The 24,571-nt window shown below is 72.8% G+C and carries 20 protein-coding genes, 3 tRNA genes and 1 pseudogene; 15 read left to right on the top strand and 9 right to left on the bottom strand.

What is annotated here, in order from left to right; translation table 11 throughout:
* Positions 1-192 precede the first annotated feature (192 nt).
* From OG286_RS21205 to OG286_RS21190, 4 genes are all read left to right on the top strand, one after another.
* Positions 193-357: a hypothetical protein gene (locus tag OG286_RS21205; protein WP_174315669.1), complete on the top strand. Its 165-nt coding sequence runs from the start codon at positions 193-195 to the stop codon at positions 355-357.
* 61 nt (positions 358-418) lie between these two features.
* Positions 419-712: a Dabb family protein gene (locus tag OG286_RS21200; protein ID WP_148643967.1), complete on the top strand. Its 294-nt coding sequence runs from the start codon at positions 419-421 to the stop codon at positions 710-712.
* 574 nt (positions 713-1,286) lie between these two features.
* Entirely contained in the window at positions 1,287-2,162 is an 876-nt protein-coding gene (locus OG286_RS21195) for an RNA polymerase sigma factor SigF (protein ID WP_396324074.1), read from the top strand.
* Between the two features lie 189 nt (positions 2,163-2,351).
* The gene (locus tag OG286_RS21190) at positions 2,352-3,299 is read left to right on the top strand and encodes an RNA polymerase sigma factor SigF (RefSeq protein ID WP_396324075.1); all 948 of its coding nucleotides are present in this window, start codon (positions 2,352-2,354) and stop codon (positions 3,297-3,299) included.
* A gap of 86 nt (positions 3,300-3,385) precedes the next feature.
* Here the strand turns inward: OG286_RS21190 and OG286_RS21185 are convergent, their stop codons facing one another.
* Positions 3,386-4,351 (bottom strand): tyrosine-protein phosphatase, encoded by a 966-nt coding sequence (locus OG286_RS21185; protein ID WP_396324076.1) that lies wholly within the window; start codon positions 4,349-4,351, stop codon positions 3,386-3,388.
* A 413-nt stretch (positions 4,352-4,764) separates the two neighbouring features.
* Here OG286_RS21185 and OG286_RS21180 point away from each other — a divergent pair, with 413 nt between their 5' ends.
* The 8 genes and pseudogenes from OG286_RS21180 to OG286_RS21145 all read left to right on the top strand — a co-directional run bounded on the left by OG286_RS21180 (position 4,765) and on the right by OG286_RS21145 (position 14,923).
* Positions 4,765-7,137 (top strand): hypothetical protein, encoded by a 2,373-nt coding sequence (locus OG286_RS21180; protein ID WP_396324077.1) that lies wholly within the window; start codon positions 4,765-4,767, stop codon positions 7,135-7,137.
* 107 nt (positions 7,138-7,244) lie between these two features.
* A complete protein-coding gene (gene pelF / locus OG286_RS21175; protein WP_396324078.1) occupies positions 7,245-8,747 on the top strand; it encodes a GT4 family glycosyltransferase PelF in 1,503 nt (500 codons plus the stop codon).
* Positions 8,744-10,270, top strand: coding sequence for a hypothetical protein (locus OG286_RS21170; protein ID WP_405365672.1), 1,527 nt, complete (start codon positions 8,744-8,746; stop codon positions 10,268-10,270). The genes pelF and OG286_RS21170 overlap by 4 nt, the downstream gene beginning before the upstream one ends.
* Before the next feature lie 85 nt (positions 10,271-10,355).
* Positions 10,356-11,348 (top strand): SDR family NAD(P)-dependent oxidoreductase, encoded by a 993-nt coding sequence (locus OG286_RS21165; RefSeq protein ID WP_396324080.1) that lies wholly within the window; start codon positions 10,356-10,358, stop codon positions 11,346-11,348.
* 65 nt (positions 11,349-11,413) lie between these two features.
* Positions 11,414-12,121, top strand: a pseudogene (locus OG286_RS21160) (NDP-sugar synthase); the annotation flags it as partial.
* Positions 12,122-12,249: 128 nt separating this feature from the next.
* The gene (locus tag OG286_RS21155) at positions 12,250-13,155 is read left to right on the top strand and encodes an NAD-dependent epimerase/dehydratase family protein (RefSeq protein ID WP_396324081.1); all 906 of its coding nucleotides are present in this window, start codon (positions 12,250-12,252) and stop codon (positions 13,153-13,155) included.
* Positions 13,152-13,835, top strand: coding sequence for a spherulation-specific family 4 protein (locus OG286_RS21150; RefSeq protein WP_396324082.1), 684 nt, complete (start codon positions 13,152-13,154; stop codon positions 13,833-13,835). The genes OG286_RS21155 and OG286_RS21150 overlap by 4 nt, the downstream gene beginning before the upstream one ends.
* Positions 13,836-13,945: 110 nt before the next feature.
* On the top strand, positions 13,946-14,923 hold the full coding sequence (locus OG286_RS21145; protein WP_405360456.1) for an endo alpha-1,4 polygalactosaminidase: 978 nt from the start codon (positions 13,946-13,948) through the stop codon (positions 14,921-14,923).
* Between the two features lie 42 nt (positions 14,924-14,965).
* Here OG286_RS21145 and OG286_RS21140 read toward each other — a convergent pair whose 3' ends face one another.
* A complete protein-coding gene (locus OG286_RS21140; RefSeq protein ID WP_396324084.1) occupies positions 14,966-15,166 on the bottom strand; it encodes a hypothetical protein in 201 nt (66 codons plus the stop codon).
* Positions 15,167-15,317: 151 nt separating this feature from the next.
* Between OG286_RS21140 and OG286_RS21135 the strand changes: the two genes are divergently transcribed.
* Entirely contained in the window at positions 15,318-16,283 is a 966-nt protein-coding gene (locus OG286_RS21135; RefSeq protein ID WP_396324085.1) for an aldo/keto reductase, read from the top strand.
* A 184-nt stretch (positions 16,284-16,467) separates the two neighbouring features.
* Here OG286_RS21135 and OG286_RS21130 read toward each other — a convergent pair whose 3' ends face one another.
* Positions 16,468-16,821: a hypothetical protein gene (locus OG286_RS21130; protein WP_396324086.1), complete on the bottom strand. Its 354-nt coding sequence runs from the start codon at positions 16,819-16,821 to the stop codon at positions 16,468-16,470.
* Between the two features lie 129 nt (positions 16,822-16,950).
* Here OG286_RS21130 and OG286_RS21125 point away from each other — a divergent pair, with 129 nt between their 5' ends.
* The gene (locus tag OG286_RS21125) at positions 16,951-17,448 is read left to right on the top strand and encodes a hypothetical protein (RefSeq protein WP_405365671.1); all 498 of its coding nucleotides are present in this window, start codon (positions 16,951-16,953) and stop codon (positions 17,446-17,448) included.
* A gap of 178 nt (positions 17,449-17,626) precedes the next feature.
* Here the strand turns inward: OG286_RS21125 and OG286_RS21120 are convergent, their stop codons facing one another.
* The 3 genes from OG286_RS21120 to OG286_RS21110 form a co-directional block, all read right to left on the bottom strand.
* Positions 17,627-18,472, bottom strand: a complete 846-nt coding sequence (locus tag OG286_RS21120; protein WP_405360459.1) for a C40 family peptidase — start codon at positions 18,470-18,472, stop codon at positions 17,627-17,629.
* Positions 18,469-19,764, bottom strand: a complete 1,296-nt coding sequence (locus tag OG286_RS21115) for an SPFH domain-containing protein (protein ID WP_405360461.1) — start codon at positions 19,762-19,764, stop codon at positions 18,469-18,471. Before OG286_RS21115 ends, OG286_RS21120 begins: the two co-directional genes overlap by 4 nt.
* A gap of 184 nt (positions 19,765-19,948) precedes the next feature.
* On the bottom strand, positions 19,949-22,888 hold the full coding sequence (locus OG286_RS21110; RefSeq protein WP_405365670.1) for an Ig-like domain-containing protein: 2,940 nt from the start codon (positions 22,886-22,888) through the stop codon (positions 19,949-19,951).
* Positions 22,889-23,243: 355 nt separating this feature from the next.
* On the opposite strand from OG286_RS21110, the gene OG286_RS21105 reads away from it, so the two are divergent.
* Positions 23,244-24,017 (top strand): hypothetical protein, encoded by a 774-nt coding sequence (locus OG286_RS21105; RefSeq protein WP_396324091.1) that lies wholly within the window; start codon positions 23,244-23,246, stop codon positions 24,015-24,017.
* Positions 24,018-24,074: 57 nt separating this feature from the next.
* Here the strand turns inward: OG286_RS21105 and OG286_RS21100 are convergent.
* From OG286_RS21100 to OG286_RS21090, 3 genes are all read right to left on the bottom strand, one after another.
* Positions 24,075-24,150, bottom strand: a tRNA-Arg gene (locus tag OG286_RS21100).
* Positions 24,151-24,181: 31 nt separating this feature from the next.
* Positions 24,182-24,257 (bottom strand) — tRNA-Arg (locus OG286_RS21095).
* A gap of 207 nt (positions 24,258-24,464) precedes the next feature.
* Positions 24,465-24,558 (bottom strand) — tRNA-Ser (locus OG286_RS21090).
* Positions 24,559-24,571: the final 13 nt, after the last annotated feature.

The raw sequence follows: 24,571 nt of genomic DNA, 5'->3' as shown, positions 1-24,571 counted from the left end.
CGGCACATCAACCATCCTGCTCGACGCCTCGCTCGCGGGCACCCGGAGAAAGGCCCCAGTCGCGGGGACCTTCGTCCCGCCGGGTGAACGCGTCGCACACTTGATAGGCCGTCCGGTCGATAAGCTGCCCAATGCAGAGGGACGCTCGGGGACCGAATGGCGGCGGCCCACAGCAGGGAGGAAGGTCACCCGATGGCGCAGGCGAAGAAGATCGGCATGGTTCTCCTGCTCGTCTTCGTGCTCTACACGATCATCACCTCGCCGGCCCGCGCCGCCGAACTCGTCCAGCTGGGCTTCGAGGGCATCTCGAACGCCGCCAAGGCGATCGGCACCTTCATGACCGGGCTGGTGAAGTAGCTCCTCCGGCACCGGCTACGGTGGGCCCGTCCCTCAACCCCCGTCCGCGAGGAGCGGCATCGTGATCCGGCACCTGGTCCTGTTCAAGCTCAACGAAGGCGTCAGCAAGGATGACGAGCGCGCGCTCGCCGGCGCCAAGGCCTTCGAGGCACTCGGCCCGGTCATCCCCGAGCTGCGCGAGTGGGAGTGCGGCTGGAACACCACCGAGCGCGACATCGCCCACGACTACGCGATCAACAGCCTGGTCGAGGACCGCGAGGCGCTGCAGGCCTACCTCACCCACCCGGCCCACCAGGCCGCGGCCGGCCAGTGGCGCGAGTTCGCCACCTGGGTGATCGCCGACATCGAGGTCTGATCCCGGGACATCCCCCGGACGGCCCCAGGCGCCCCTCCCGAGACCCGGGCGGGGCGCCTTGCCGTGTCCCGGAACGGTCCTTCCGCGCCCCCGCCGGGAGACCTGATGAAACGCCACCACACCACCAACACACCTCTGTGTGGTGCTTGCCCGACCTGCGCCCGCCTTGTGATGCTATGACCGGTTTTGCCGGACATGGCGAGGTGGTGCACCGAGACGCGACACCCGATCCGCAAGTCCCACCATTGTCGACTTTGGGAGGGGTGACGTGTCCGTGCGGACACCAGGGAGCGCGCCGGGAACCGATACCGGGCCGGGCGCTGCACAGACCAGTACGACGGCCGCCACACCGGCGCCGGCACCATCCGCCCGAGGTCCGGCCCAGCCCCCGGCCCACACGCCGGCCCGGGCCCGGCCACCGGCCGGGACCCAGCCACCGCCCCGACCACCGGTCCGGACCCAGCCACCGACCCAGAGCCAGCCCCCGGACCAGCCCCAGAGCCCGACCCGGCCCGCGAACCAGAGCCCGAGCCCGAGCCCGAGCCCGACTCAGAGCCAGACCCTGAGCCAGACCGTGAGCCAACCCCAGCCGTCGACCCAGGCCATGCCGCCCGACGAGGTCCTGGCCGCCATCATCAGCCCGGCCGGCGAACTGCGCCCGGACAGCCTGCGCGGCCCCGGCGGCCGCCCCGTGGTGGACGTCCGGACCCTGACCCGGGTGCTCTTCGAGCGGCTCGCCGAACTGCCCCCGGACGCCCCCGAGCGGGAGCGGGTCCGGGCCGCCCTGATCGAGGTCAACATCCCGCTGGTGCGCTACGCGGCCACCCGCTTCCGCAGCCGCAGCGAGCCGATGGAGGACGTGGTCCAGGTCGGCACGATCGGCCTGATCAACGCGATCGACCGGTTCGACCCGGAGCGCGGTGTCCAGTTCCCGACCTACGCCCTGCCCACCATCCTCGGCGAGATCAAGCGGTACTTCCGGGACAACGTCCGCACCATGCACGTCCCGCGCCGGCTCCAGGAGCTCTGGGTGCAGGTCAGCGGCGCGATGGAGGAGCTGACGGTGGTCCACGGCCGCACCCCCAAGGTGCCGGAGATCGCCGCCAGCCTGCGCATCCCCGAGGAGGACGTCCGGGCCTGCCTGGACGCCGGGCGGGCGTACAACGCGGCCTCGCTGGAGGCCGCGCAGGAGCACGAGGGCGGGCTCGCCCTGCTGGACAGGCTCGGCTACGAGGACTCGGCCCTCGCCGAGGTCGAACACCGGGACATGGTCCGCCACCTCCTGGTGCAGTTGCCGGAACGGGAACGGCGGATCGTCATGCTGCGGTTCTTCGCCAATCTGACGCAATCGCAGATCAGCACCGAGCTGGGAATGTCCCAGATGCACGTCTCGCGCCTGTTGTCCCGAATCCTGACCAGGCTTCGGACCGGCAATTCCTGGGAAGACTGACCATCACAATCCCGGCAGAACACCGCGAAAAGGCAATCGGCCCCGAGATTGCTCCGCGTTACCGGCGCGTGACGTCTTGCGACGTTCGGGTTTGCCGGGGACCGTGTTCCGGTATGGAGGGGGAGGGCGTCGCCGGGAACCTCCGCGCGACAGCGCCCGTTCACGTGTCAGTCACAAGGGGGTGGGTGCATGTCCGGAGATCTGGGCGCTGCGGAGATCCACGGTGGTCAGGCCAGTGGCACGACGGTCGCCGTCGACCTGATCCCGGTCCAGCGGGGCCAGGCCGAAGCCCCGCCCGCCCCCGACGCCCCGCCGGGAGCAGCGGAGCAGGCCCTGACGGCGGCCCAGCCGCCCGCGGAGGCCACCTCCGGCGCCGGGCTGGACACCCGGACGCTCTCCCGCTCGCTCTTCCTGCGGCTGGCCGCCCTGGAGGCCGGCAGCACCGAGCACACGTACGTCCGCGACACCCTGATCGAGCTCAACCTGCCGCTGGTCCGGTACGCCTCGGCCCGGTTCCGCAGCCGCAACGAGCCGATGGAGGACATCGTCCAGGTCGGCACGATCGGCCTGATCAAGGCGATCGACCGGTTCGACCCGGAGCGCGGGGTGGAGTTCCCCACCTTCGCGATGCCGACCGTCGTCGGCGAGATCAAGCGCTTCTTCCGGGACACCAGCTGGTCGGTCCGGGTGCCCCGGCGGCTCCAGGAGCTGCGGCTGGCGCTTACCAAGGCCGGCGACGAGCTGGCCCAGCGGCTGGACCGCTCCCCCACCGTCGCCGAGCTGGCCACCTGCCTGGGCGTCAGCGAGGAGGACGTGGTCGAGGGCCTCGCGGTGGGCAACGCGTACACCGCCAGCTCGCTGGACTCCAGCCCCGGCGAGGAGGACGGCGACGGCCCGCTGGCCGAGCGGCTCGGCTACGAGGACCTCGCGCTGGAGGGCGTCGAGTACCGCGAGTCGCTGAAGCCGCTGCTGGCCAAGCTGCCGCCGCGCGAGCGCCGGATCATCATGCTGCGGTTCTTCGGCAACCTCACCCAGTCGCAGATCGGCGACGAGATCGGCATCTCGCAGATGCACGTCTCCCGGCTGCTGACCAAGACCCTCACGCAGCTGCGCGAGGGCCTGATCAGCGAGGGCTGAGCGGCCGGGCCCCGGCCGGGCCGGGCGAGGGGCCGGGCGGGGCCTGAGGACCGGGCGGAGCCTGAGGACCGGGCGGAGCCGCAGGGTCAGGGCGCCGTGAGCAGGTTGGCCCGCAGGCCCGCCAGCACCTCGTCGTCCAGCCCCAGGCCGTCCTGCCAGAACTTCTCGAAGGTGACCCAGCCGGCCGCGACCTCCTCGAAGGCCGCCTCCAGGTAGGCGCGCTCCGCCCGGAAGACCGGGAGCAGCAGCTCCGGCTCCTGCATCAGACCGCGGGTGAAGAAGCTGTCGACGATGGTCTCGACGATCGCGGCGGAGCGCTCGTTGGTGAGCAGGTAGTCGGCGAAGACCGTCTCCCGGTCCACCCCGAGGGCGGTCAGCAGCACCGCGGCCGTCCAGCCGGTGCGGTCCTTGCCGGCCGAGCAGTGGAAGAGCAGCGGCGGGCCGTCCGGCGCGGCCAGCAGGCGCAGCACGGTGGCGAAGCGCTCGCGGGCGACCGGGTCGGTGACGAACCAGCGGTAGAGGCCGGTCATCATCGCGGTGGCCCTGCCGTCGCCGAGCAGGGCGCGCTGCTTCTCCGGGCTGCGGTCGGCCAGGGCGTCGCGCAGGGCGACGTAGATGTCGAAGTCGGCGGCGAAGACCGGCAGGTGGTGCAGGGTCACGCCGTCCGGGGTGGTGCGCTCCACGGTGATCGGGGCGGCGGAGAGCTCGGCTGCCGCGATCTCGGCGACCGGCAGGCCGGGAACGCGGTCGGGGCCGGCCTCGCGGACCTCGTCGAGGCTGCGCAGGTCGACCACCTGGCGCAGGCCGAGCGAGCCGAGCAGGCCGAGGTCCTCGTCGGTGAGCCGGTTGAGGCCGTCGCTACGGAGCGCGACGCCGTGCCGCAGCACCCGGCCGTCGGCCGTCCGGTAGCCGCCGAGATCGCGGGCGTTGGCGGCGCCGCGCAGGCCGAGACTCCGGGCCTGTGCGGCGGCCTCCCGGGCGCCCTGCGCCGACGTCTGAGCCGCTTTCCCGGTGGCCTGGATAGCGGCGGTCTCGGTCTGCTGCTCGGTCACGCGGTGGCCTCCATTGGATATTCGGACTGTGACATGGCACAACCCAGCGCGATATTGCATGAACCTGCCCGGCGGAACGCGGGATGTGCGAGAGTGTCATGCGCAACGCCGCCAGTGTAGGGCGCGGCGGCCCCACCCCCGCTACACGGTCGGTGAGCAGCAGTTACGCTCAGGTTCCGGTTTTTAATTTTCAATTCATTATTTGCGCCGAGGGTGCAGTTCCGGCCACAATCAGCGCCTTCATGGCATCGCCATGAACGTTGGTAACAGATTCGCTGCACTCCCGCCCATTTGGTCCCAATCGGTGCGGAGTATCCACCAGGATGGGCGCCGGGCAGCCTGCTGCCCGCGAACAGCGACAGGGCAGGAGAGCGCCGAGCAGCGGAGCGCCCTGCCCAGGGGAGGAACACCACATGGGTCGAGCGACCCGAAGAGTTGCCGCGTGCGCGGCAGCAGTCCTGCTGGCCGGCGGCCTGCAGTCGTCCCTCGCACACGGTGCCGGCACGGCCCCCAGGATCGACCTCACGGTCCTGGTGATCAGTGACGGCGGGCCCGCGACGGCGGCCGTCGCCGCCGAGCTGAAGAGCCAGGGCACCCCGTACAAGCTCGTCGACCTCAACGACGCCAACCGCCCGGTCATCGACGCCGCCTTCCTCAGCGACACGGTCAACGGGCAGCCCCGGGGCAAGTACCAGGGCATCGTGATGCCCAACAACAACCCGTTCGCGGCGGGCTCCGCCGAGATGACGGCCCTCGCCACCTACGAGGCCGCGTTCGGCGTCCGCCAGGTCGACGCCTACACCTACGCCCAGCCTGACGTCGGCCTGAACTGGGCGGCCGACCCGGGCTACATGGGCAAGCTGGACGGCGTCCAAGGGCAGGTCACCGGTGCCGGCCTGGCCGGCCCGTTCGGCTACCTCAAGGGCGCCGTCCCGTTCGAGGACAACGACCCGTCGGTGGACGAGAGCTACGGCTACCTGGCCACCCCCCTGGCCTCCCTGCCGGCCGGTGCCTCGTTCACGCCGCTGGTGGACGCCCCGATCCCGGGCTCCACCGCGCGCGGCTCGCTGGTCGGCGAGTACAGCCACGACGGCCGCAAGGAACTGGTCGTCACCTTCGTCTACAACCAGTACCAGCAGCAGTACCGGCTGCTGGCCCGCGGCATCGTCGACTGGATCACCCAGGGCGTCCACCTCGGCTACGACCGCAACTACTTCGCGGCCCACGTGGACGACGTCTTCCTGGCCGACGACCGCTGGGACACCGTGCTCAAGTGCACCCCCGGCGACGTCACCTGCCCGCCCGGCACCCCCGAGACGGCCGACCCGATCCGGATGACGGTCGCCGACGCGCAGTACGCGAAGCAGTGGCAGACCGCCAACAACTTCACCATGGACATGGTGTTCAACGGCGGCGGCAGCGAGGACTGGAAGGCCGACCACACGGCCACCACCGACCCGGTGGCGGACCAGATGATCGCCGACCAGGCCAGCTACCGGTGGGTCAACCACACCTACACGCACCCGTACCTGGGCTGCCTGCAGGACGTCTCGGTGGTGCCGTGGAAGTGCACCAAGGACGCCACCGGCAACACCGTCTGGGTCGACCAGGCCACCATCACGTCCCAGGTCAAGAACAACCTCGACTGGGCCGCGGCGCACCACCTGACCGTCGACAAGACCGAGCTGGTCACCGGTGAGCACTCCGGCCTGCTGACCGCCCCGCAGGAGACCAGCGACAACCCGTACCTGGCGCCCTCGCTGGCCGCCAACGGGGTCAAGTGGACCGCGAGCGACGCCTCCCGCGAGCCCGCCCAGCGGGCCGTCGGCTCGTCCACGCTGACCGTGCCGCGGTACCCGATGAACGTCTTCTACAACGCCGCCACGGCGAAGGAGGAGACCGACGAGTACAACTGGATCTACACCAGCGCGGCCAACGGCGGCAGTGGCGTCTGCGAGAACAACGCCAACTCCACCTGCCTGCCGGCACCGCTGGACGTCAACACCGGCTACCAGTCGTACATCGTGCCGCTGGAGGCCCGGATCGACCTCGGCCACGTGCTGAGCAACGACCCGCGGCCGCACTTCATCCACCAGTCGAACCTGTCCGAGGACCGGATCGTCTACCCGGTGCTGGAGAAGGTCCTCTCGACCTACCGCTCGCTGCACGCCGACAACGCCCCGATCGTGAACCTGGCGCAGAAGGACATCGGCGTCGAGTTCCAGCGCCGGGCGGCCTGGAACGCGGCCGTCGCCGCCGGCCAGGTCACCGCGTACCGGGTCGGCGACACCGTGACGGTGTCCGCCCCGGCCGGCGTCCAGATCCAGGCCACCATGCCCACCGGCACCACCCAGAAGCTGTCCATCGGCTCGACCGCGTTCGGCACCGCCTACGCCGGTACGCTGTCCGGCTGGGTGAAGCCCGCGGCGCTGCAGAGCACGGTCACGCTGAAGCTGGCCGCAGCCCCGGCCGCGGCCCCGGCCGTCGCGCCGAGCATCGCCGCCAAGTCGGTGACCGCCCCGGCGCCGGCCGACAAGAAGGTCGTGCCGCAGGGCACCGCCGACGCCGTCCCGGCCGGTCCCGGCGACACCGCCCGGACCGACGCGCCGGTGCTGGTCCCCGGCAGCGGGGCACCGGTGGCCGGCAAGGGCGTCACCACCGGCAAGGGCGCCGCCGGAAAGAGCACCACCCAGGGCAACGCCAAGGGCGGCGCCCAGAACGGCAAGGCCTCCGGGGGGAAGGCCGACCCCGCCAAGAAGACCGCCGGCCAGACCGGCACCCGCTGAACAGGTGATACCGGTGGTGGGGCCGGGCCGTCCCCCGGCCCCGCCACCGGCACCCGACCCGGCCGCCAGGCCGGGCGCTTGACGCAAGGACAGGAGGGGGGAAGACCATGCGCGTCACCCTGCTCACCGAGGGGACGTACCCGCACCAGCACGGCGGCGTGAGCGTCTGGTGCGACCAGCTCGTCCAGGGCATGCCGGACGTCGACTTCGACGTCATCGCCGTCACCGGAACCGGCCACGAACCGCTGGCCTGGGAACTGCCCGCCAACGTGCGCTCCGTCACGACCGCACCACTCTGGGGCCCGGCCACCGAAGGCAGAGCCCCGCGCGGCAAGGAGATGCGCCGCTTCCTCAACGCGTACGAGCGCTTCCTGCACTCCATCCTGGACCCGGTCTACACCACCCACTTCGGCACCGAGCTGTACGGCTTCGCCGACCTCGCCCGGCGCGGGCTGCTCAGCCCGGCGCTGCGCAGCGAGCGCGCCCTGCGCACCCTCCAGCACGTCTGGACCCGCGACTACCTCTCCACCGCCGTCTCCCGGCCCACGCTGCACGACGCGCTCAACGCCACCGACCTGCTGGAGCACGCGCTGCGCCCGCTCTCGGTCGAACCGCCCAAGGAGGGCGTCGCGCACGCGGCCAGCGGCGGCCTGGCCACCCTGCCGGGGCTGATCGCCTCCCAGCAGTACGGCGTACCGTTCCTCCTCACCGAGCACGGCATCTACCTGCGCGAACGCTACCTCGGCTACCGCACCGGCCCGTACCGCTGGCCGGTCAAGGCGCTGCTGCTGGGCTTCTACCGGATGCTCGCCGAGGAGAGCTACCGGCGGGCCGCGCTGGTCACCCCCGGCAATCGGTACAACCGGCGCTGGGAGGAGCGCGGCGGCACGCCGTCCGCACACATCCGCACCGTCTACAACGGCGTCGACCCGGCGGCCTTCCCGCCCGCCGGGCCCGAGCCCGAGACGCCCACGCTCAGCTGGGCCGGCCGGGTCGACCCGATCAAGGACCTCGAGACGCTGATCCGGGCCTTCGCCATCGTCCGCCGCGAGATACCCGACGCCCGGCTGCGGCTCTTCGGCGGGACTCCCAAGGGCGGCGAGGCCTACCGTGACGGCTGCATAGCCCTGGCCGCCGAGCTCGGTATAGCCGACTCGGTGGCCTTCGAGGGCCGCGTCGCCGACATCACCGACGCGTACGCGGCGGGCAACGTGGTGATGCTCTCCAGCATCAGCGAGGGCTTCCCGTTCACCCTGATCGAGGCGATGTCCTGCGGCCGCTCCACCGTTTCGACCGACGTCGGCGGCGTGCGCGAGGCCGTCGGTGACACCGGCCTGGTCGTCCCGCCGCGCGAACCCGAACCCATGGCCGCCGCCGCCGTCGAGCTGCTGCGCGACCCGGAGCGCCGCGCCCGGCTGGGCGAGCAGGCCCGGCTCCGGGTGATCGAGCAGTTCACGCTCCGCCAGAACATCGACGGCTTCCGCGGCATCTACACCGAGCTGCTGGGCACCGCCCGCTGGCTGCCGAACGGCGTCGTCGCGGTGACGGACGCAGTCCCCGACGCGTGGGAGCCCGTGGCCGCCGCCGAGCGCAGCGAGGTGGGCGCGTGAGCGGGCCCCTCCGCCTCGTCCCGGACGAGGCCGGCTCCGACTGGGCCGAGCAGACCGTGCAGCTTCGCACCCTCCCCCGCAGGAACCGCCGTCCGGCGGCGCCCGCGCAGACGGCCGTGCCGGAGGAGCAGCTCGACCTCTCCCCCGACCCGTTGGACGAACTCGCCGAGCGGCTGGCCGACGTCTGCGCGGACGCCGTCCACCCCTACGAGATCGCGGCCTTCCTGGAGTCCGACGGTCTCTCCGACGAGCAGGCCGGGCTGCTGTACGGCCGCCCCGACGCGTTCACCGTCGCCGAGGAGCTGTTCGAGCGGGTCGAGCGCCGCTACCCGGGCCCGAGCGCCGAGTTCGCCAACCCCTGGCGGGCCGATCCCTGGCGCTGCGTGGTGCGCGGCCTGGTCTTCGCCCTGCCCGGCCTCGGCTACCTGCTCGGCGCCAACCTGTTCGCGGCCACCCGGATGCGCTTCGGCCTCCCCTCGGGGATGCTCGCGCTCTCCCTGTCCACCCTGGTCAGCTGGTCCTGGAACCAGGCGCTGGCGCACCGCTCGTACGCCTGGCTGGGCCGCGGCCGGCGCCGTGCGGCCGGGCGCTGCCTGGCCGTCGGCGCACCGGTGGGGGCGCTGGTCGCGGCCACCACCGGGTACGTGGTCGGCGGCCCGCTCGGCGCGCTCTGTTTCGCCGCCGGGCAGTCCGGCTACCTGGCGGCGGCCACCGTACTGCTGGTGCTCGGGCGGGAGAAGTTCCTGCTGGTCGCACTGGCGCCGTCGGCGGTCGGAGCCGGGGTGGTGCTGGCCGTGGAGGTGCCGCAACTGGCCCGGACGGTCGTCCTGCTGGCCTCGCTCGGGCTTGCGGTCGGGCTGGCCGCCCGGGAGATCCTCCGCTGCCTGCGCAGCGAGCAGGACGCCACCGAGCTGAAGCTGCCGGTCCTGCACGAGCTGCCGCACCTGCTGTTCGGGCTGGCGGTCGGCACGCTCACCCTGATCGCCGGTCTGGGCGCCACCGTCCACCAGGCGGTCCGGACCGGGGCCACCGAAGGCGCGTCCGCCAGCCCGACGGGGCCGGCCATGATCGCGCTGACGCTGAGTCTCGGACTCGCCGAGTGGCTGCTCTTCCGCTACCGGGCGATGGCCGTGGCCGCACTGCGGACCACGCACACGGCCGCCGCGTTCACCCGCCGCACCGGCGGCATCCTGCTGGGCTGCCTGTTCATCTACCTCACCACCGTGGCCGCGCTGGACGCCGCCGCCACCGTGCTCTGGCCCGGCGCCCCGGCGCTCGGCGTCCCGGAGCTCGGTGCGCTGCTGCTGCTGGGCGGCTCGCTCTGGCTGGCGCTGCTGCTGAACGCCTTCGGGCTCAGCTGGAGCACCGCCCTGATCTGTCTGGCAGCCGCCGGCGCCGAGTGCGCCGGGCTGCTGACCGGTGTGGATCCGACCGTCCTGCAGCTGATCGGCTGCGGGGGCGCGGCGGCCCTCCTCACCGCCATCGCCGGGCCCGTGCTCGGCCGCACCACCAAGCACCGCTGAACCGTCGGACACCACCGACACAGCGCCGGGCCACCACGCACCGTCCCCGCCCGGCCGTCCCCGAAGAACAGAAAGCGATTCACGTATGAGCAGCGTCGCCGTCACCGGAGCCGAGGGCTTCATCGGCTCCCACCTCGTCGAAACCCTGGTCGCCGACGGCCACCAGGTCCGCGCCATGGTCCAGTACAACTCCTTCTCGTCCTTCGGCTGGCTGGAGACCCTCCCCAAGGACGTGCTGGAGTCGGTCGAGATCGTCCTCGGCGACGTCCGCGACCCGGGCTCGGTCAACGGCCTGGTCAAGGGCACCGAGGCGGTCTACCACCTGGCCGCCCTGATCGCGATCCCGTACTCGTACCGGGCCCCGCACTCGTACATCGAGACCAACGTCACCGGCACCCTGAACGTGCTGGAGGCCGTGCGCCACCTGGACATCCCCCGTCTGGTGCACACCTCCACCAGCGAGACCTACGGCACCGCGCAGACCGTGCCGATCACCGAGGACCACCCGATCAACACCCAGTCCCCGTACGCCGCCTCCAAGGCCGGCGGGGACCGGCTGGCCGACAGCTACCACGCCAGCTTCGAGACCCCGGTCGTCACGCTGCGCCCGTTCAACACCTTCGGCCCGCGCCAGTCGATGCGCGCCGTCATCCCCACCGTGATCGCCCAGCTGGCGGCCGGCGAGACCGAGATCACCCTCGGCGACCTGCGCCCCACCCGCGACTTCACCTTCGTCAAGGACACCGCCAACGCCTTCCGCACGGTCGGCACCGCCCCGGCGGAGGCCGTGGTCGGCAAGACCTTCAACGCCGGCACCGGCGGCGAGATCTCGGTCGGCGACCTGGTCACCCTGGTCGGCAAGCTGATGGGCGTGGACGTCGCGGTGAAGGAGGACGAGCAGCGCATCCGCCCGGCCAACTCCGAGGTGATGCGCCTGGTCGCCGACGCCACCCGGCTGCGCGCCGCCACCGGCTGGGCCCCCGCCTTCTCCCTGGAGCAGGGCCTGGAGCAGACCATCGAGTTCTTCCGCGACCCGGCCAACCTGGCCCGCTACAAGACCGACATCTACAACGTCTGACCCTCGTACACCTGCCAGTCCTGGCTCAAAGGCTCCTGTCGCACTATTTCCGTGGGGGAAACACCATGCATGCAGTGATCCTGGCCGGCGGTAAGGGCGTTCGCCTCCGTCCCTACACCACCGCGCTCCCCAAGCCGCTCGTCCCGATCGGCGACCAGCACGCGATCCTCGAGATCGTGATGCGCCAGCTCGCCGCCGCGGGCTTCAAGACCGTCACCCTGGCCATCGGCCACCTCGGCCACATCATCCGCGCCTACGTCGGCAACGGCTCCCAGTGGGGCCTGCGGGTCGGCTACGCCGTCGAGGACAGCCCGCTCGGCACCATGGGCCCCCTGCTCACCATGCAGGACCGGCTGCCCGAGCACTTCCTGGTGATGAACGGCGACATCCTCACCGACCTGGACTTCGCCGGGGTGCTCAAGCACCACGAGGCCTCCGGGGCGCCGCTCACCATCGCCACCTACGCCCGCCAGGTGAAGATCGACTTCGGCGTGCTGACCACCGAGTCCGGCTCCGTCACCGGCTTCCAGGAGAAGCCGAGCATCGACTACCGGGTCTCGATGGGCGTCTACGGCGTCTCCCGCTCGGCACTCGCCAAGTACACCCCCGGCCTGCCGCTCGGCTTCGACGAGCTGGTGCTGGACCTGCTGGCCGCCCAGACCCCGCCGTCCGCCTACGAGTTCGGCGGCTACTGGCTGGACATCGGCCGCCCGGACGACTACGACCGGGCCAACGCCGAGTTCGCACTCATTCGCTCGCAGCTGATGCCGGGCGAGCCCGAGGGCCTGTACGCCGTCCCCGGCGGGCCGGAGCTGCCCGTCCCGGCCGCCCGCACCGCACCGGACGACGCCGACCGGCCCGCCGTGGCCGCCACCGGCCCCGAGAACGACGGACGGGCCGCGTGAGAATCCTGCTGCTCGGCGCGGACGGCTTCCTCGGCCGCCACGCCGCCACCGTCCTGCGGTCGGTGCCCGGCGCCACGGTGCTGACCGCCGGACGCCGGCCCGACCACGACCTGCGTCTCGACCTGGCCACCGCCCAGGCCGGCCCGCTCGGCGAGGAACTGGCCGCGCTCGCCCCCGACGCCGTGGTCAACTTCGCCGGCGCGGTGGCCGGCAGCGCGGTCACGCTCGCCGAGGTCAACGCCCGCGGCCCGGCCGTGCTCTGCGAGGCGCTCCACCAGGGCGCCCCGAAGGCACGGCTGGTGCACGTCGGCTCGGCCGGCGAGTACGGCGTCTGCGCCCCCGGCAGCTCGCTCGCCGAGGACGCCGACGCCCGCCCGGTCGGCGTCTACGGCGCCACCAAGCTGGCCGGCTCCCTCGCGGTGGCCGGCTCGCCGCTGGACGCCGTGGTGCTGCGGGTGTTCAACCCGGTCGGCCCGGGCGCCCCGGCCGGCTCGCTGCCCGGCCGGCTCGCCGCCGAGCTGCGCCGGGCCGCGCCCGAGGGTGCCGACGGCGTCGTGAAGGTCGGGGACCTCTCGGCCCACCGCGACTTCGTCGACGCCCGGGACGTCGCCCGCGCCGTCGGCCTGGCCGTCACCGCCGAGCGCCCGCTGCCGCGGGTGCTCAACCTGGCCTCCGGCCGGGCCCAGCCGGTCCGGGCAATCGCCGACGGCCTGGTCGCGGCGGCCGGCTTCACCGGCCGGATCGACGAGAGCGGCGCCGGCTCCGAGCGCTCGGCCGCCGTCTCCTGGCAGCAGGCCGACGTCTCGGCCGCCGCCCGGGAGCTCGGCTGGCACCCGGAGACCGGCCTCGCCGACACCCTGCGCGACCTCTGGCTCAGCACCGAACCGCTGGTCACCGCATGACCGGCGCGAGCCTGCCCGACGGCCGCCTGCTGGTGCCGCTGTACGTCCACCCCGCGGTGGACCCGGCGGCCTGGCAGGCGGTCGCCGCCGCCGACCCCGACCGGATCGCCGCCGTCGTGCTCAACCTCGCCGACGGCCCCGGTGACACCCCCGACAACGTCTTCGCCGAGGCCGCCGACGAGCTGCGCAAGGCCGGCCTCCCCCTGCTCGGCTACGCCGACACCGACTACGGACGCCGGCCGCACGCCGCCGTGGTGAACGACATCCTGACCTACCGCCAGCGCCACGGCATCACCGGTGTCTACCTCGACCAGGTCGCCACCCACCCGGGCGCGCTGGCCCACTACCGGCGCCTCGCCACCGCGGCCCGCGCCGCCGGCTGCGCCACCGTGGTGTTCGGCCACGGCGACCACCCCGACCCCGGCTACGCCGAGGTCGGCCTCGCCGACCTGCTGGTCACCTTCGAGGGCGACTGGACGGCGTACCGGGAGATGACCCTGCCGGTCTGGACCGGGCGCCACGCCGCCGCCCGGTTCTGCCACCTCGTGTACGACGTGCCCGCCGACCAGGCCCGGGACGCCGTCGCCCTGATCGCCGCCCGGCGGGCCGGTGTCGGCTGCGCCGTGCCGGGTGCCGGGGAGAACCCCTGGAGCACCCTGCCGCACGGCCTGGCCGTCTGACCGTCCGGCCGTCCGGCGACCGCCCGCTCCCCTTACCGTCGCCCCACGCACCACCACCGCCGCACGCACCGTCGCCGAGCCGACCTGACCCGACCCGGAGTTCGACTACCGTGACCCGCCGCACCCGGCCCCTGCTGGCCGCCCTCGCCCTGACCACCGCCCTGCTGGCCACCTCGTGCAGCAGCTCGGGTTCGGAGGACGAGGACGACCCCTCGGCCGACGCCACCGGCGCCCAGCCGCCCGCGGCCACCGCCGCCCCCGTCCCGGGCACCCCGTCCGCACCCGGGACGACCACCCCCGGGACCACGCCAAGCACGCCCGGCACCCCCGGTACCCCCGGTACCCCCGGTACGCCGTCCGCGCCCGGTACGCCGACGCAGCCCGCCGGCACCCGGTGGCAGCCCACCCCCGGCCTCGCCTGGCAGTGGCAACTCGGCGGCGGCGTCGACCAGTCGGTGGACGTCCCGGTCTACGACATCGACGGCTTCGAGACCGACGCCGCGACCGTCGCCGCCCTGCACGCCAAGGGCCGCAAGGTGATCTGCTACATCAACGCCGGCTCCTGGGAGGACTTCCGCCCCGACTCCAAGGCCTTCGCCAAGGCCCTCCAGGGCGACAGCAACGGCTGGAAGGGCGAGAAGTGGTTCGACATCCGCAAGCTCGACCAGCTGAAGCCGCTGATGGCGGCCCGCTTCGACATGTGCCGGACCAAGGGCTTCGACGCGGTCGAGCCGGACACCATCGAGGCCTACAACCAGAACAGCGGCTTCCCGCTCACCGCCGACGACCAGCTCAGGTACAACCGCATGCTGGCCGGGCTCGCGCACGAGCGCGGCATGGCGATCGGCCTGAAGAACGACCTGGAGCAGATCCCCGCCCTGCTGCCCGACTTCGACTTCGCCGTGAACGAGGAGTGCGCCCAGTTCGACGAGTGCGCCCGGCTCTCGCCGTTCGTCCAGGCGGGCAAGGCGGTCTTCCATGTCGAGTACAAGCTCGGCACGGAGAAGTTCTGCGAGCGGACCAAAACCCTCGGCTTCAGCTCGATGCAGAAGAAGCTCGAACTGGACGCCTGGCGGAAGCCCTGCTGAACCAGCAGAGCGGGCAGTCCGCCAGGCACTCCGTCGAGAGGGTTACTTGACCGCCAGCCAGATGACGGCACCCAGAACGGCCAGCGCGACGACGGCGATCACCGCGATCATGCCGGTCCGGCTGCTGCCGCCACTGCTGCCGTAGGTGGAGACGGAGCCCGGTGCCTGCGGTGCCGGGCTCTCGTCGACGAACGCCCGGAACATCTGGGTGCTGCCGGCGGGGTCGTAGTCGTTGTCAGCCATGGCACGGACTCTAACGAATCCACGGACCCCGCCGACACCCCGGACCCTCCTCCGGTCCGTTCCCCCCACCAGTGCGACACAGGTGCGACAGGCGTGTGAAGTCCGTCCGGATCATGGAATGCCCGCCCGCCCGATCCGGTTGACCCCGGGCATGACCGGAAACCGCAGTGACGCCCCCGGCCGGGTCCGGCTGGGCACCTCCGACCTCGCCGTGCACCCGCTCTCCCTCGGCGGCAACGTCTTCGGGTGGACGGCCGACGAGCAGCAGTCCTTCGCCGTCCTCGACGCCTACGCGGCCGCCGGCGGCAACTTCGTCGACACCGCCGACACCTACTCCTCCTGGGTGCCCGGCAACACCGGCGGCGAGTCCGAGACCATCATCGGCAACTGGATCCGCAGCCGGGGCAACCGCGACGACCTGGTGATCGCCACCAAGGTCGGCCTCCACCCCGAGGCCCGCGGCCTCGGCGCGGCCACCATCAAGTCCTCGGTCGAGGGCTCGCTGCGCCGCCTGGGCACCGACCGCATCGACCTCTACTACACCCACCAGGACGACGACACCCCGGTCGAGGAGTTCGTCACCGCGCTGACCGAGCTGGTGAAGGAGGGCAAGGTCCGCGAGATCGCCGCCTCCAACATCGGCGCCGAGCGGCTCGCGGAGGCACTGGCCTTCGCCGAGCGGGAGGGCCTGGCCAAGTACGTCGCCGTCCAGCCGCACTACAACCTGGTCTCCCGCGCCACGTTCGAGGGCCCGCTGGCCGACGTGGTCGCCGACCACGGCCTCGCCACCGTCCCCTACTACGCGCTCGCCTCCGGGTTCCTCACCGGCAAGTACCGCCCCGGCGGCGGCGAGGTCGCGAGCGCCCGGTCCGAGGGCGCCTCCCGCTACCTGGCCGACCCGCGCGGCCCCAAGGTCCTGGCGGCGCTGGACAGCGTCGCCGCCGAGCACGGCGCCGAGCTCGCCACCGTCGCCCTGGCCTGGCTCAACACCCGCCCGACGGTCGCCGCCCCGATCGCCAGTGCCCGCACGGTCGAGCAGCTCCCCCCGCTGCTGGCCGCCGCCTCCCTGCGGCTCACCCCGGAGCAGCTGACCCTGCTGAACACCGCCTCCGCCTGAGCCCGGCCCGACCGGCAGCCGCCGAACCACGGCAACGGCCCCCGACGGATCCGATTCCGTCGGGGGCCGCTGTTCCCACCGCTGTTCCCACCGCGGTGTAGGTTCCGGATCTTCCTGTCGTGGCTGGCGACCTGCGAGCTGCGGCTTCGAGGCGGTGTCTCACTGACTTGTCGTGGTCCGTGTGTCATCGTTCTGTCGGATTCCTCACGCCGATGGCCGGATCGCGCTCGGTCAGGAACTCGTCGAGTAGCTCGAAGAGAACCTTGATGACGCGTTCTTCGGCCTCGGGAGACAGTTCCCAGCTGTCCCAGCCCTCGGGCATCGCGATATGCCGGACCTGGCCGGGCCATGCGTGGTTGCAGTCGCGGCCTCGGCGGGCGACGAGCCAGTCCCGCCAGCCGTCCAGTCCAGGGCCTCCGTGGCGCCTCGCGTGCTGGTCATAGCCTTCCAAGTACGCGGTCAGGCCATCGAACGACGAGCGCCCGATGAACATGCCCGGTCGCTTGGCAACGTTGGCGAAGTACTCGCGCTCGCTCATTTCCACGAGGCTTTTCATGTTCTCGTCCCCCTCGACTCGTCACGATGACGTGACCGGCTCAGCTCCACCCGTCATGGATCACCTTGGGAATCCTGTCACTCGCCTGTGGGCAGGTGGGATGATCGCGCGATGATGCGAAGCGTCGAGATCACCACAGTACTGACCGGCCAGTTCCGCGCCCCTGGTTTTCACAACCTGCACTGGCGGAGCAGGATCGGCATGAATCTGGACTGCTTCATCTGCGAGCGGACCGGTCGGACGACCTACATAGAGCTCGGGGCCGAGCGTGCCGTCTGCTCGGGCGATCGGGTCCGTGGTGAGCACTTCACCGCCGCGAGGATCGCCGCGTTCGACCGCACGGAGGAGCGCGAGCGGCTGACCCTCCGAGCGGTAGTGGACTTCTGGTGGGCCCCGTTCCAGGACGAGAAGCGCGACCGAGCGGCCTCGGCGCTCACTGCGTCGCCGTGGGTGCGACTTCACCTCGGGCATCACTGCCCGGAGAACCAGGTATCCGGGGAAGCAACGATTCAGAGCAACATGGTCAGGCCGGTGGACATCCGATGTGAGTCCTGCGGCCAACTGCTCGCCAGCAGCATCGAGGCGCCGACCATCCGACTGCTGAACTGACGTGCCTGGCCCCGCTGCCGACCATGCCGGAGACCAGTTCAGTTTCGCGTCAGCCGCCCGCGTGGCGCTTTGGAGTCAAGCTCCATTGGGCGACGTGGCCTCGTAGTGGTCCAGATACTCCTGCATCGCGGCATCGAGTGGCGCAACGCCCGCGCCGTTGACAGCTCGGGGCCGGCTGCTACGGGCGGCCGAAGTGGGTCGGGTAGAAGCCGCTGCTGACGGTCGAGACCCGGACCGTTTTGCCCGGCCGGGGCGCCTCGACGAACTTGCCGCCGCCCAGGTAGATCCCCACGTGGTGGATGCCGGAGGCGCGGCCGGTGTCCGACCAGAACAGCAGGTCACCGCGGCGCAGCTGCCCCACGCCGATCGGGGTGGTGGCCGCGTACTGGTCGTCGGCCACCCGCGGCAGGCTGATCCCGCTGCGCAGGTACGCCTGCTGGACCAGCCCCGAGCAGTCGTAGCCGGACGGGCCGTTGCCGCCCCAGACGTACGGCTTGCCGAGCTGGGCGAGTGCGTAGTCGACCGCCGCCTCGACACTGTCGGAGGGCGGCGTGGTCTCCGGGGCCGGGGCCGGCTCGGCGGGCGAGGCGCCATCGCCGGACTGGCCGGTGCGGCTCAGGTAGATGTCGTAGTGGCTGGTGTACCGCCACTCGCCGCCGCTGTTCTTGAACCAGTACTTCGACCCGTCCCAGCCCTGCTTGCCGGCCGCGGCGTGCGCGGACCCGGCTCCGGCCGTCAGGCCGACCACACCGGCACCGGCCAGCACGGTGGTGGCCAGGCAGGTATTTCGCGCGGCGCGGTGTATTCGTCCGCCACCGGACGCCGCGGAGGGGCGCGCGGTGCGCGGCCGGGCCGCGCAGGCTGGGCAGGCGCACCCCGTGACCGCGGGGATGCTGCCGAGGCTCTCCTCGAAGCCGATCAGCGCGGCGTCGGCGTCGAAGCCCGCGAACTCCGCATCGAATCCCGCGAGCTCCGCGTCAAGGTCGGTCCCGAAGTCGGCTTCCGAGCCGGTGGCTGTCTTCATGCCGGTCGTCCTTCCTTCCGCCCGGCCCGGGCGGCCGGGGGCGGTACCGAGGCGGCCACTCCGGCCGGGGCGACGAAGGCGACCAGCAGCTGCTCCATCAGGGCGCTGCGGGCGGCCTCGTCCAGTTCGTGCGCGGTGGCGCGCTCCAGCCGGCGGACGGCGAGCGCCGCCGCCTCCACCGCGTCGTCCACCAGCACCGTGCGCAGGCCCGCGTCCAGATCGGCCAGCCGGCGGCGGCGCATCGACTCGGCGACCTCGGGCGCGTAGTCCAGCGCCAGCGGCTGCACCGAGTACACCTCCAGGCCCGCCGGGGCGACCTCGGCGGCCAGCGCCCGGGTCAGCTCGTCGGCGAACCACTGGCCGTCGCGCAGCGCCGGACCGGGCGCCGCGTTGCTGTCGCACGGCAGGGCGGACGCGGTGCGGGTCAGCACGGCCTGCACCTGCTCGCGCAGGTAGGCCTCGTGGTCCGCGATCGCCAGCAGCGCCCGGGCGGTGTCCTTGACCCGCCAGACGATCAGCAGCCGGACGACGATCGGCGTGCCCGTCCGGTCGACCACCTTGACCGGCTCGCTGCGCCAGTGCCGCAGCCGGACGTCCACCCGGCGGCGGCGCAGCAGCGGGTTGACCCAGAGCAGACCGGTCCGCCGGACGGTGCCGCGGTAGCTGCCCCAGCGGCTGAGCACCCGGGTCTCGCCGCCCGCGTTGGCCAGCAGCCCGGCCAGCGAGAAGACGATCAGCAGGCCGGCTGCGGTGACGGCGGTGACCAACCGGGCGTCGACGTCGGCCCGGCCGCCCGCCCGGGCGGCGGTGCCGCGCAGGTCGGGCAGCGCGTCCCAGTACGGGACGACGCCGTCGTGCAGCAGGACGAGCAGGACGGCCGCCAGGCCGACCAGCACCGCCAGCAGGGCGATCCAGCCGGGCAGTGCGGTGGCGCCGTGCTCGCGCAGCGCCTGATCGGCACGCGGGGGTCGGCGGGAGGTGGTCGCGACGACCGCGCCGGCCGGGGTGGCCTCCGGGACCTCCACGGTCTCCGGGCCCGCCGTTTCCAGCGGGTCCCGCAGGTCGACGGGCGTGACCGCCGGGCCGGGGACAACCGCCAGCGGCATGGTGGCCGGGCCGCCTCCGACCGGCTTGGCGGTCTTGGGCGCCGCGGTCGCCGGGGTCACCGGCGTCCTGGTGGCCGCCCGCCTGGCCAGCGGGCTGGAGCCGGAGGCGAAACGTTCCGGCACGGCCGGGGGCAGCGCCTTGGGCGGGTTGTCGGGTCGCTGCGAAGAGTCGCGGGTGACGTCCATGCACGGATCCTCGGGTTCAGTGTGTCGCGCAACGGGCGGCCCGGATCTGACGGGCAGTGCCAGAGCCAGGCTAAGTTCATACATCATCAAATGCGACATTTGCGATAGTACGTGTCGACATTTCCTGACGAATCATCCGAAGCAGACCTGACGCGCAGGCACATGAGCGGATGGTCGGGGTGGTTCAGCGCCGCCATGCGCCGGGGCCGCGGGCGAAGACCCGACGGGTGATCAGCCCCACCCCGGTGAGCAGCAGCAGGACACCGGCGAGGCCGCCGCGCCAGCCGTCCGACCGCGGCCGGTCGGACGCCGCCTGCGACGCCTCCGCCGCGGCCCCGACGGGCTGCTGGTCCGGTGGCGCGGCCGGTGCCCGGGAGGTCTCGGCGGACACCTGTCCGGGGGACACGGCCTCCGCCGTCCAGGGCGCGACCGCCGGGGCGGCGGCCACGGTGGCGGACGGGGAGGGCGAGGCCAGGGACCTCGGGGACACCGCCGGGGCGGACGGGGACGGGAACGAAGTGGCGGTCGGGCTCGGGCTCTGGCTCCGGCTCGGCTTTGCGCCGACCGAGGCGTTGGCCGGGGCCGCGGGCGCCGGCGGACCGGCGGCCGAGCCGGGGGCGGCCGGGACGACGATCGGCAGCAGGCCGGGAAGAACGGGCTCCAGCGCGGCCTCGGGGCCGGGAACGGACGGGACCGCCTGAACAGCCGAGACGGACGGGGCGGCCGGGACGGACGGGGTCGGCGGGACCGGCACCGTGGGCGACACCGTCGGCACGGACGCCGAGGGCACCGAGGACGTCGAGGGCGCCGTCGCCGGGTTCGGGGACGCGGACGCGGACGGCGACGGAACGACCGGCGACGGGACAGCCGGAGCCGCCCCAGGCGACGCCGCCGGAGCCCCGGCCGCCGCGACCCGGACCGTGACCGCGTCGGCCGCCGTCCCGTTGCCCGCCCGGTCGGTCGCCGTGACGACCAGCCACTGCTCGCCGTCCGCCAGGTCCCGGCCGGCCGTGCAGCTCCAGCTGCCGTCCGCGGCGGCGGTGACCCCGCAGGCTACGATCCGCTCGGCCGAGGCCGCGCCGCCCGACCGGGCGGTGACGGTCACCCCGGCCCCCGGCTCCGCCCGCCCGGCGAGCTTCGGCCGGGCGGCCCGGACGGTCTCGCCGGCGGCGGGCGTCGTCAGCACCGGCCGGTCCGGCGGGGCGGTGTCCACGATGAGCGGCACCGGCCGCCCCGGCGTCCGGTTCCCGGCGGCGTCGACGGCATCCGGGATGAGCTGGTGCCGCCCGTCCGGCAGGTTCTCGACCGGCAGGCAGGACCAGCCGCCGTCCGGCCGCACCGCCGTGCTGCACAGCTCGGCGGTGGCGCCGCCGCGGGCCCCGGCCGGCTGGTCCGTGACCGAGACGGTGCTGCCCGGCTCCCCGGTACCGGTCAGCTGGAGGCCCGGGTCGTTGGTGTACTCGGGGAGGCTGAGCACGGGGACGGCCGGCGGCGCGGTCTTCACGGTGATCCGGACCGGTTCGCCGCGCAGCACCACCCCGCCGCTGGTGGTCTCGACCGGGGTGAGGCTGTGCGCCCCCACGCCGGCCGGGCCGCCCGGCCGGCAGGACCAGTCGCCGCCCCTTTCGACCCGGGCCTTGCAGACCACCGCGTCGCCGTCCCGGACCTCGACCGTCGCACCGGCCACCGCGCCCTCGCCCCGCACCTGCGGGCGGGCGTCGGAGACGATTGTGCCGTCGACCGGGGTGGCGATCTCGGGCCGGGACGCGCCGACGGTCAGCCGGATCCGCTGGTCGGAGACCTGCCCGGAGTCGGCGAAACCGCCGGCCGGCACCAGCTGCGCCGCGTCCCGGCCGATCCGCAGCCGGGCCCAGGTCTCCCCGGACGCGGCGTCGGCGGGGACGGTCCACTCCAGGGTGGCGCTGTCGGCGCCCGCCGGGATCTCGGTCTGCACCCGCTCGACGGGGTCGAAGTGCCCGTTGCGGTCGAAGTCGACCCAGCCGGCCAGGGTGGCGGGCGCGCCGCTCACCGCGACCGGGACGGTGAGCCGGTAGTAGCGGCCGATCGCCGCCTCCGCCGGATAGCTGACGGCCGGGTCGGCGCCCTGGTACTCGCCGCGCCCGGGCTGGAGCTTCGGCGGCACCGGGTCGGACCAGACGCTGCGCCGCGCGGCGCCGTGGTCGAGCTGGACCGACGGCTCGTCGGCCGCCCCCCGCGCGACGGTGGCGGGTCGCCGGGCGAGCCGGGTCGCGTCGGTGGCGTCCGCACCGAGGAAGAGGTCGGAGAGCACGTGGGAGGCGTTGCCGTAGACCTGCGGGGCGGTCCCGACGCCCTCGTCCAGGGTGATGGTGGACGCCAGGTCCAGCGGCTGCGGTGCGGTGGTGGAGCCGGCCCGGGCGGTGGAGCGCTGCTCGACCCGGAAGACGGCGGTACGGAAGGTGCCGGCCAGCTCCAGGCTGCCCTCGGCGGCGGCCCCGGCCTCGGCGTCGGCGCTGCCGTCCGCACCGGCAGGGGCGAGTGTGTTGCCGTCGACCGTCCAGCCGGGCCAGTCGGTGCGGTTGACCAGGGTCGGGGCGCTCGGCGAGCCGCCGGTGAGCGTCAGCCGGGTCGCGGTGCTGGTGGCACCGCCCTCCCCGGTCGCCGTTCCGGCGAGTCCGCTGAGATGCAGCCGGGGATTCCGGACCGGCCGGGAAAAGCCGAGCTGAAGTGTTCCGACCGTGTGCCAGGAACCATCCGTCGGCGGACGGTCCTTCGCGATCCTGAAGATCTGCGCGGGATCTCCGGGCCGAACTCCGTCCGTATGGAGAGCGGCCGCCCGGCCTCCTCCGGCCCGGTCGGCCAATTCACCCGGTTCGGCCGCGGCGGCCGAACCGGGTGCGGCGGAGAAGTCGAGCTGGACGACGAGACCGGAGGGCAGGACCGCGCGGTGATCTCCCGACCAGGTGTCAGGGGACTGCTGGGCCGAGGAGAGCGGCGGGTTCCAGGCGATCAGCAGGCCGGCCGCCAGGGCCGCCGAAGCGCCGGCCGCCGCCAGCCGGAGCCGCCGCACCCCTCCTGCCCGGGCGTCACGCCGGTGCGGGGCCGGGGCGGACAGGGCGGCGTCGTAAGGAAACTGTCGGCTCATCCGGCTCTCCTTCGGTATCGGCTGCCGGGGGGCCGGTGGCCAGTGACCGAGGGCCAGTGATCATCGGTCGGCAGTCTGGGCACAAGATCCGACAAAACGGAATCACGATCCCGAGCCGGTCATACCGCGACACCTGCACTCATGGTCGAATGCCACCCGATCGGCGGTCATCCGACCGGCAGGACAGGATGTACCCGAAAGGGATGTATTTCATCCGTTAGGCGGCGCATCGAGGCGAATCCCGGTGAATCCCGATGAATCCCGATGATTCCAACCAGGTGCCGCCGCCCGGCACCTGACTATCCACCGGGCTGCTCTGCTCGAATTACCGGACCACTCAGCAGAGTCGGGACCCGTGACTATTGACCCCGTTCTCGTCAAGAGCGGTTTCGCGGCCGTCGAACCCCATGGCCCCGCCGTCGCCGGGTACTTCTACCAGCATCTGTTCGAGCACAATCCCGACGTCCGCGGCCTCTTCGCCGAGCACCTGGACGAACAGCAGGACCGGCTCTGGGCCGCCCTCGGCGCGCTGCTCACCCGTCTGGAGGACACCGACACGCTGGTCGGCATCCTGCGGGACCTCGGCGCCCGGCACGCCGGGTACGGGGCGGTCACCGTTCTCCGGCCACTCGTGGACGCCCGAGACCGAGAAGGCGTGGACCGAGGCGTTCACGGTGATCGCCCAGGTGATGACCGAGGCCGCCGCCGACGTCCCGGCCGGCGGCACCGGCTGGGGCAGACCCTGGCGCTGCTGGAACAGCTCGCCGCCCGCTCGAAGGGCGAGCAGTACGACCTGGCCGCCGCCGGGCGGCAGCTCGCCCGGAACAACCGGCTCCGGGTGCTGCTCGCCGCCCCCGCGCCGGGGAACCGGCGGGACGACGCGGTCGGGATGGTCCGCGCCGTGCTGCTGCGGCACGGCGACTGGTCCGGCTGGGACGTCCACCTCAGCGGTCCGCCGGACCTCGCCCCGGCACTCGCCGAGCTGCCGGCCGGCCTCGGCGCCGACCCCGGCCGGGTCCTGCACGACCCGGTGCCGGTGACCTTCGACCGGACCCGGCCGCTGACCTCCTCCGACTGGTTCCTGGACCAGCGGGACGTGCCCTGGATCAACCGCACCGAGCTGGGGTGAGCCCGGCCGGCGCCGGAAACGGGAGAAGCCCCCGGCCGGTGGCCGGGGGCTTCTCGCTGGTGCGCTCAGCAGGATTCGAACCTGCAACCTCTTGATCCGTAGTCAAGTGCTCTATCCGTTGAGCTATGAGCGCAAGTGCCGGGCGGACCCGGTCTTGCGGGGTTTGGTGCGCTCAGCAGGATTCGAACCTGCAACCTCTTGATCCGTAGTCAAGTGCTCTATCCGTTGAGCTATGAGCGCTCGCCCTGGTGAACGTGCCACCGGGGCGGTGCGGGGACAACATTACATGACCTGCGACGCGGGGCGAAATCGATTGATCCGGACACCCCAGGGCGCCGTCCCGGGGCCTCACCGGCCCCCTCCGGCCGCCTGCCGCGAGCTGCCCGGCGCATCGAGCCCGGACATGCGAAAAGCCCCGCCGACGTGATCGTCGACGGGGCTCCCGGCTGGCGGAGGCTGAGGGATTTGAACCCTCGATGGGCTTTAAGACCCAAACCGCATTAGCAGTGCGGCGCCATAGACCGGACTAGGCGAAGCCTCCCCACATGAAACGC

It is taken from the genome of Kitasatospora sp. NBC_00039 (assembly GCF_045160625.1).
Taxonomy (GTDB): Bacteria; Actinomycetota; Actinomycetes; order Streptomycetales; family Streptomycetaceae; genus Kitasatospora.
The sequence above is the reverse complement of the archived record's forward strand: the minus strand, read 5'-3'. Positions and strand labels throughout refer to the sequence as shown.

What these genes read in the sequence shown, in the direction of transcription:
- OG286_RS21150 (WP_396324082.1), top strand. Translation starts at nt 13,152, where the DNA reads ATGACCGGCGCGAGCCTGCCCGACGGCCGCCTGCTGGTGCCGCTGTAC.
- pelF (WP_396324078.1), top strand. Translation starts at nt 7,245, where the DNA reads ATGCGCGTCACCCTGCTCACCGAGGGGACGTACCCGCACCAGCACGGC.
- OG286_RS21205 (WP_174315669.1), top strand. Translation starts at nt 193, where the DNA reads ATGGCGCAGGCGAAGAAGATCGGCATGGTTCTCCTGCTCGTCTTCGTG.
- OG286_RS21135 (WP_396324085.1), top strand. Translation starts at nt 15,318, where the DNA reads ATGACCGGAAACCGCAGTGACGCCCCCGGCCGGGTCCGGCTGGGCACC.
- OG286_RS21130 (WP_396324086.1), bottom strand. Translation starts at nt 16,821, where the DNA reads ATGAGCGAGCGCGAGTACTTCGCCAACGTTGCCAAGCGACCGGGCATG.
- OG286_RS21190 (WP_396324075.1), top strand. Translation starts at nt 2,352, where the DNA reads ATGTCCGGAGATCTGGGCGCTGCGGAGATCCACGGTGGTCAGGCCAGT.
- OG286_RS21110 (WP_405365670.1), bottom strand. Translation starts at nt 22,888, where the DNA reads ATGAGCCGACAGTTTCCTTACGACGCCGCCCTGTCCGCCCCGGCCCCG.
- OG286_RS21120 (WP_405360459.1), bottom strand. Translation starts at nt 18,472, where the DNA reads ATGAAGACAGCCACCGGCTCGGAAGCCGACTTCGGGACCGACCTTGAC.
- OG286_RS21140 (WP_396324084.1), bottom strand. Translation starts at nt 15,166, where the DNA reads ATGGCTGACAACGACTACGACCCCGCCGGCAGCACCCAGATGTTCCGG.
- OG286_RS21165 (WP_396324080.1), top strand. Translation starts at nt 10,356, where the DNA reads ATGAGCAGCGTCGCCGTCACCGGAGCCGAGGGCTTCATCGGCTCCCAC.
- OG286_RS21115 (WP_405360461.1), bottom strand. Translation starts at nt 19,764, where the DNA reads ATGGACGTCACCCGCGACTCTTCGCAGCGACCCGACAACCCGCCCAAG.
- OG286_RS21180 (WP_396324077.1), top strand. Translation starts at nt 4,765, where the DNA reads ATGGGTCGAGCGACCCGAAGAGTTGCCGCGTGCGCGGCAGCAGTCCTG.
- OG286_RS21125 (WP_405365671.1), top strand. Translation starts at nt 16,951, where the DNA reads ATGATGCGAAGCGTCGAGATCACCACAGTACTGACCGGCCAGTTCCGC.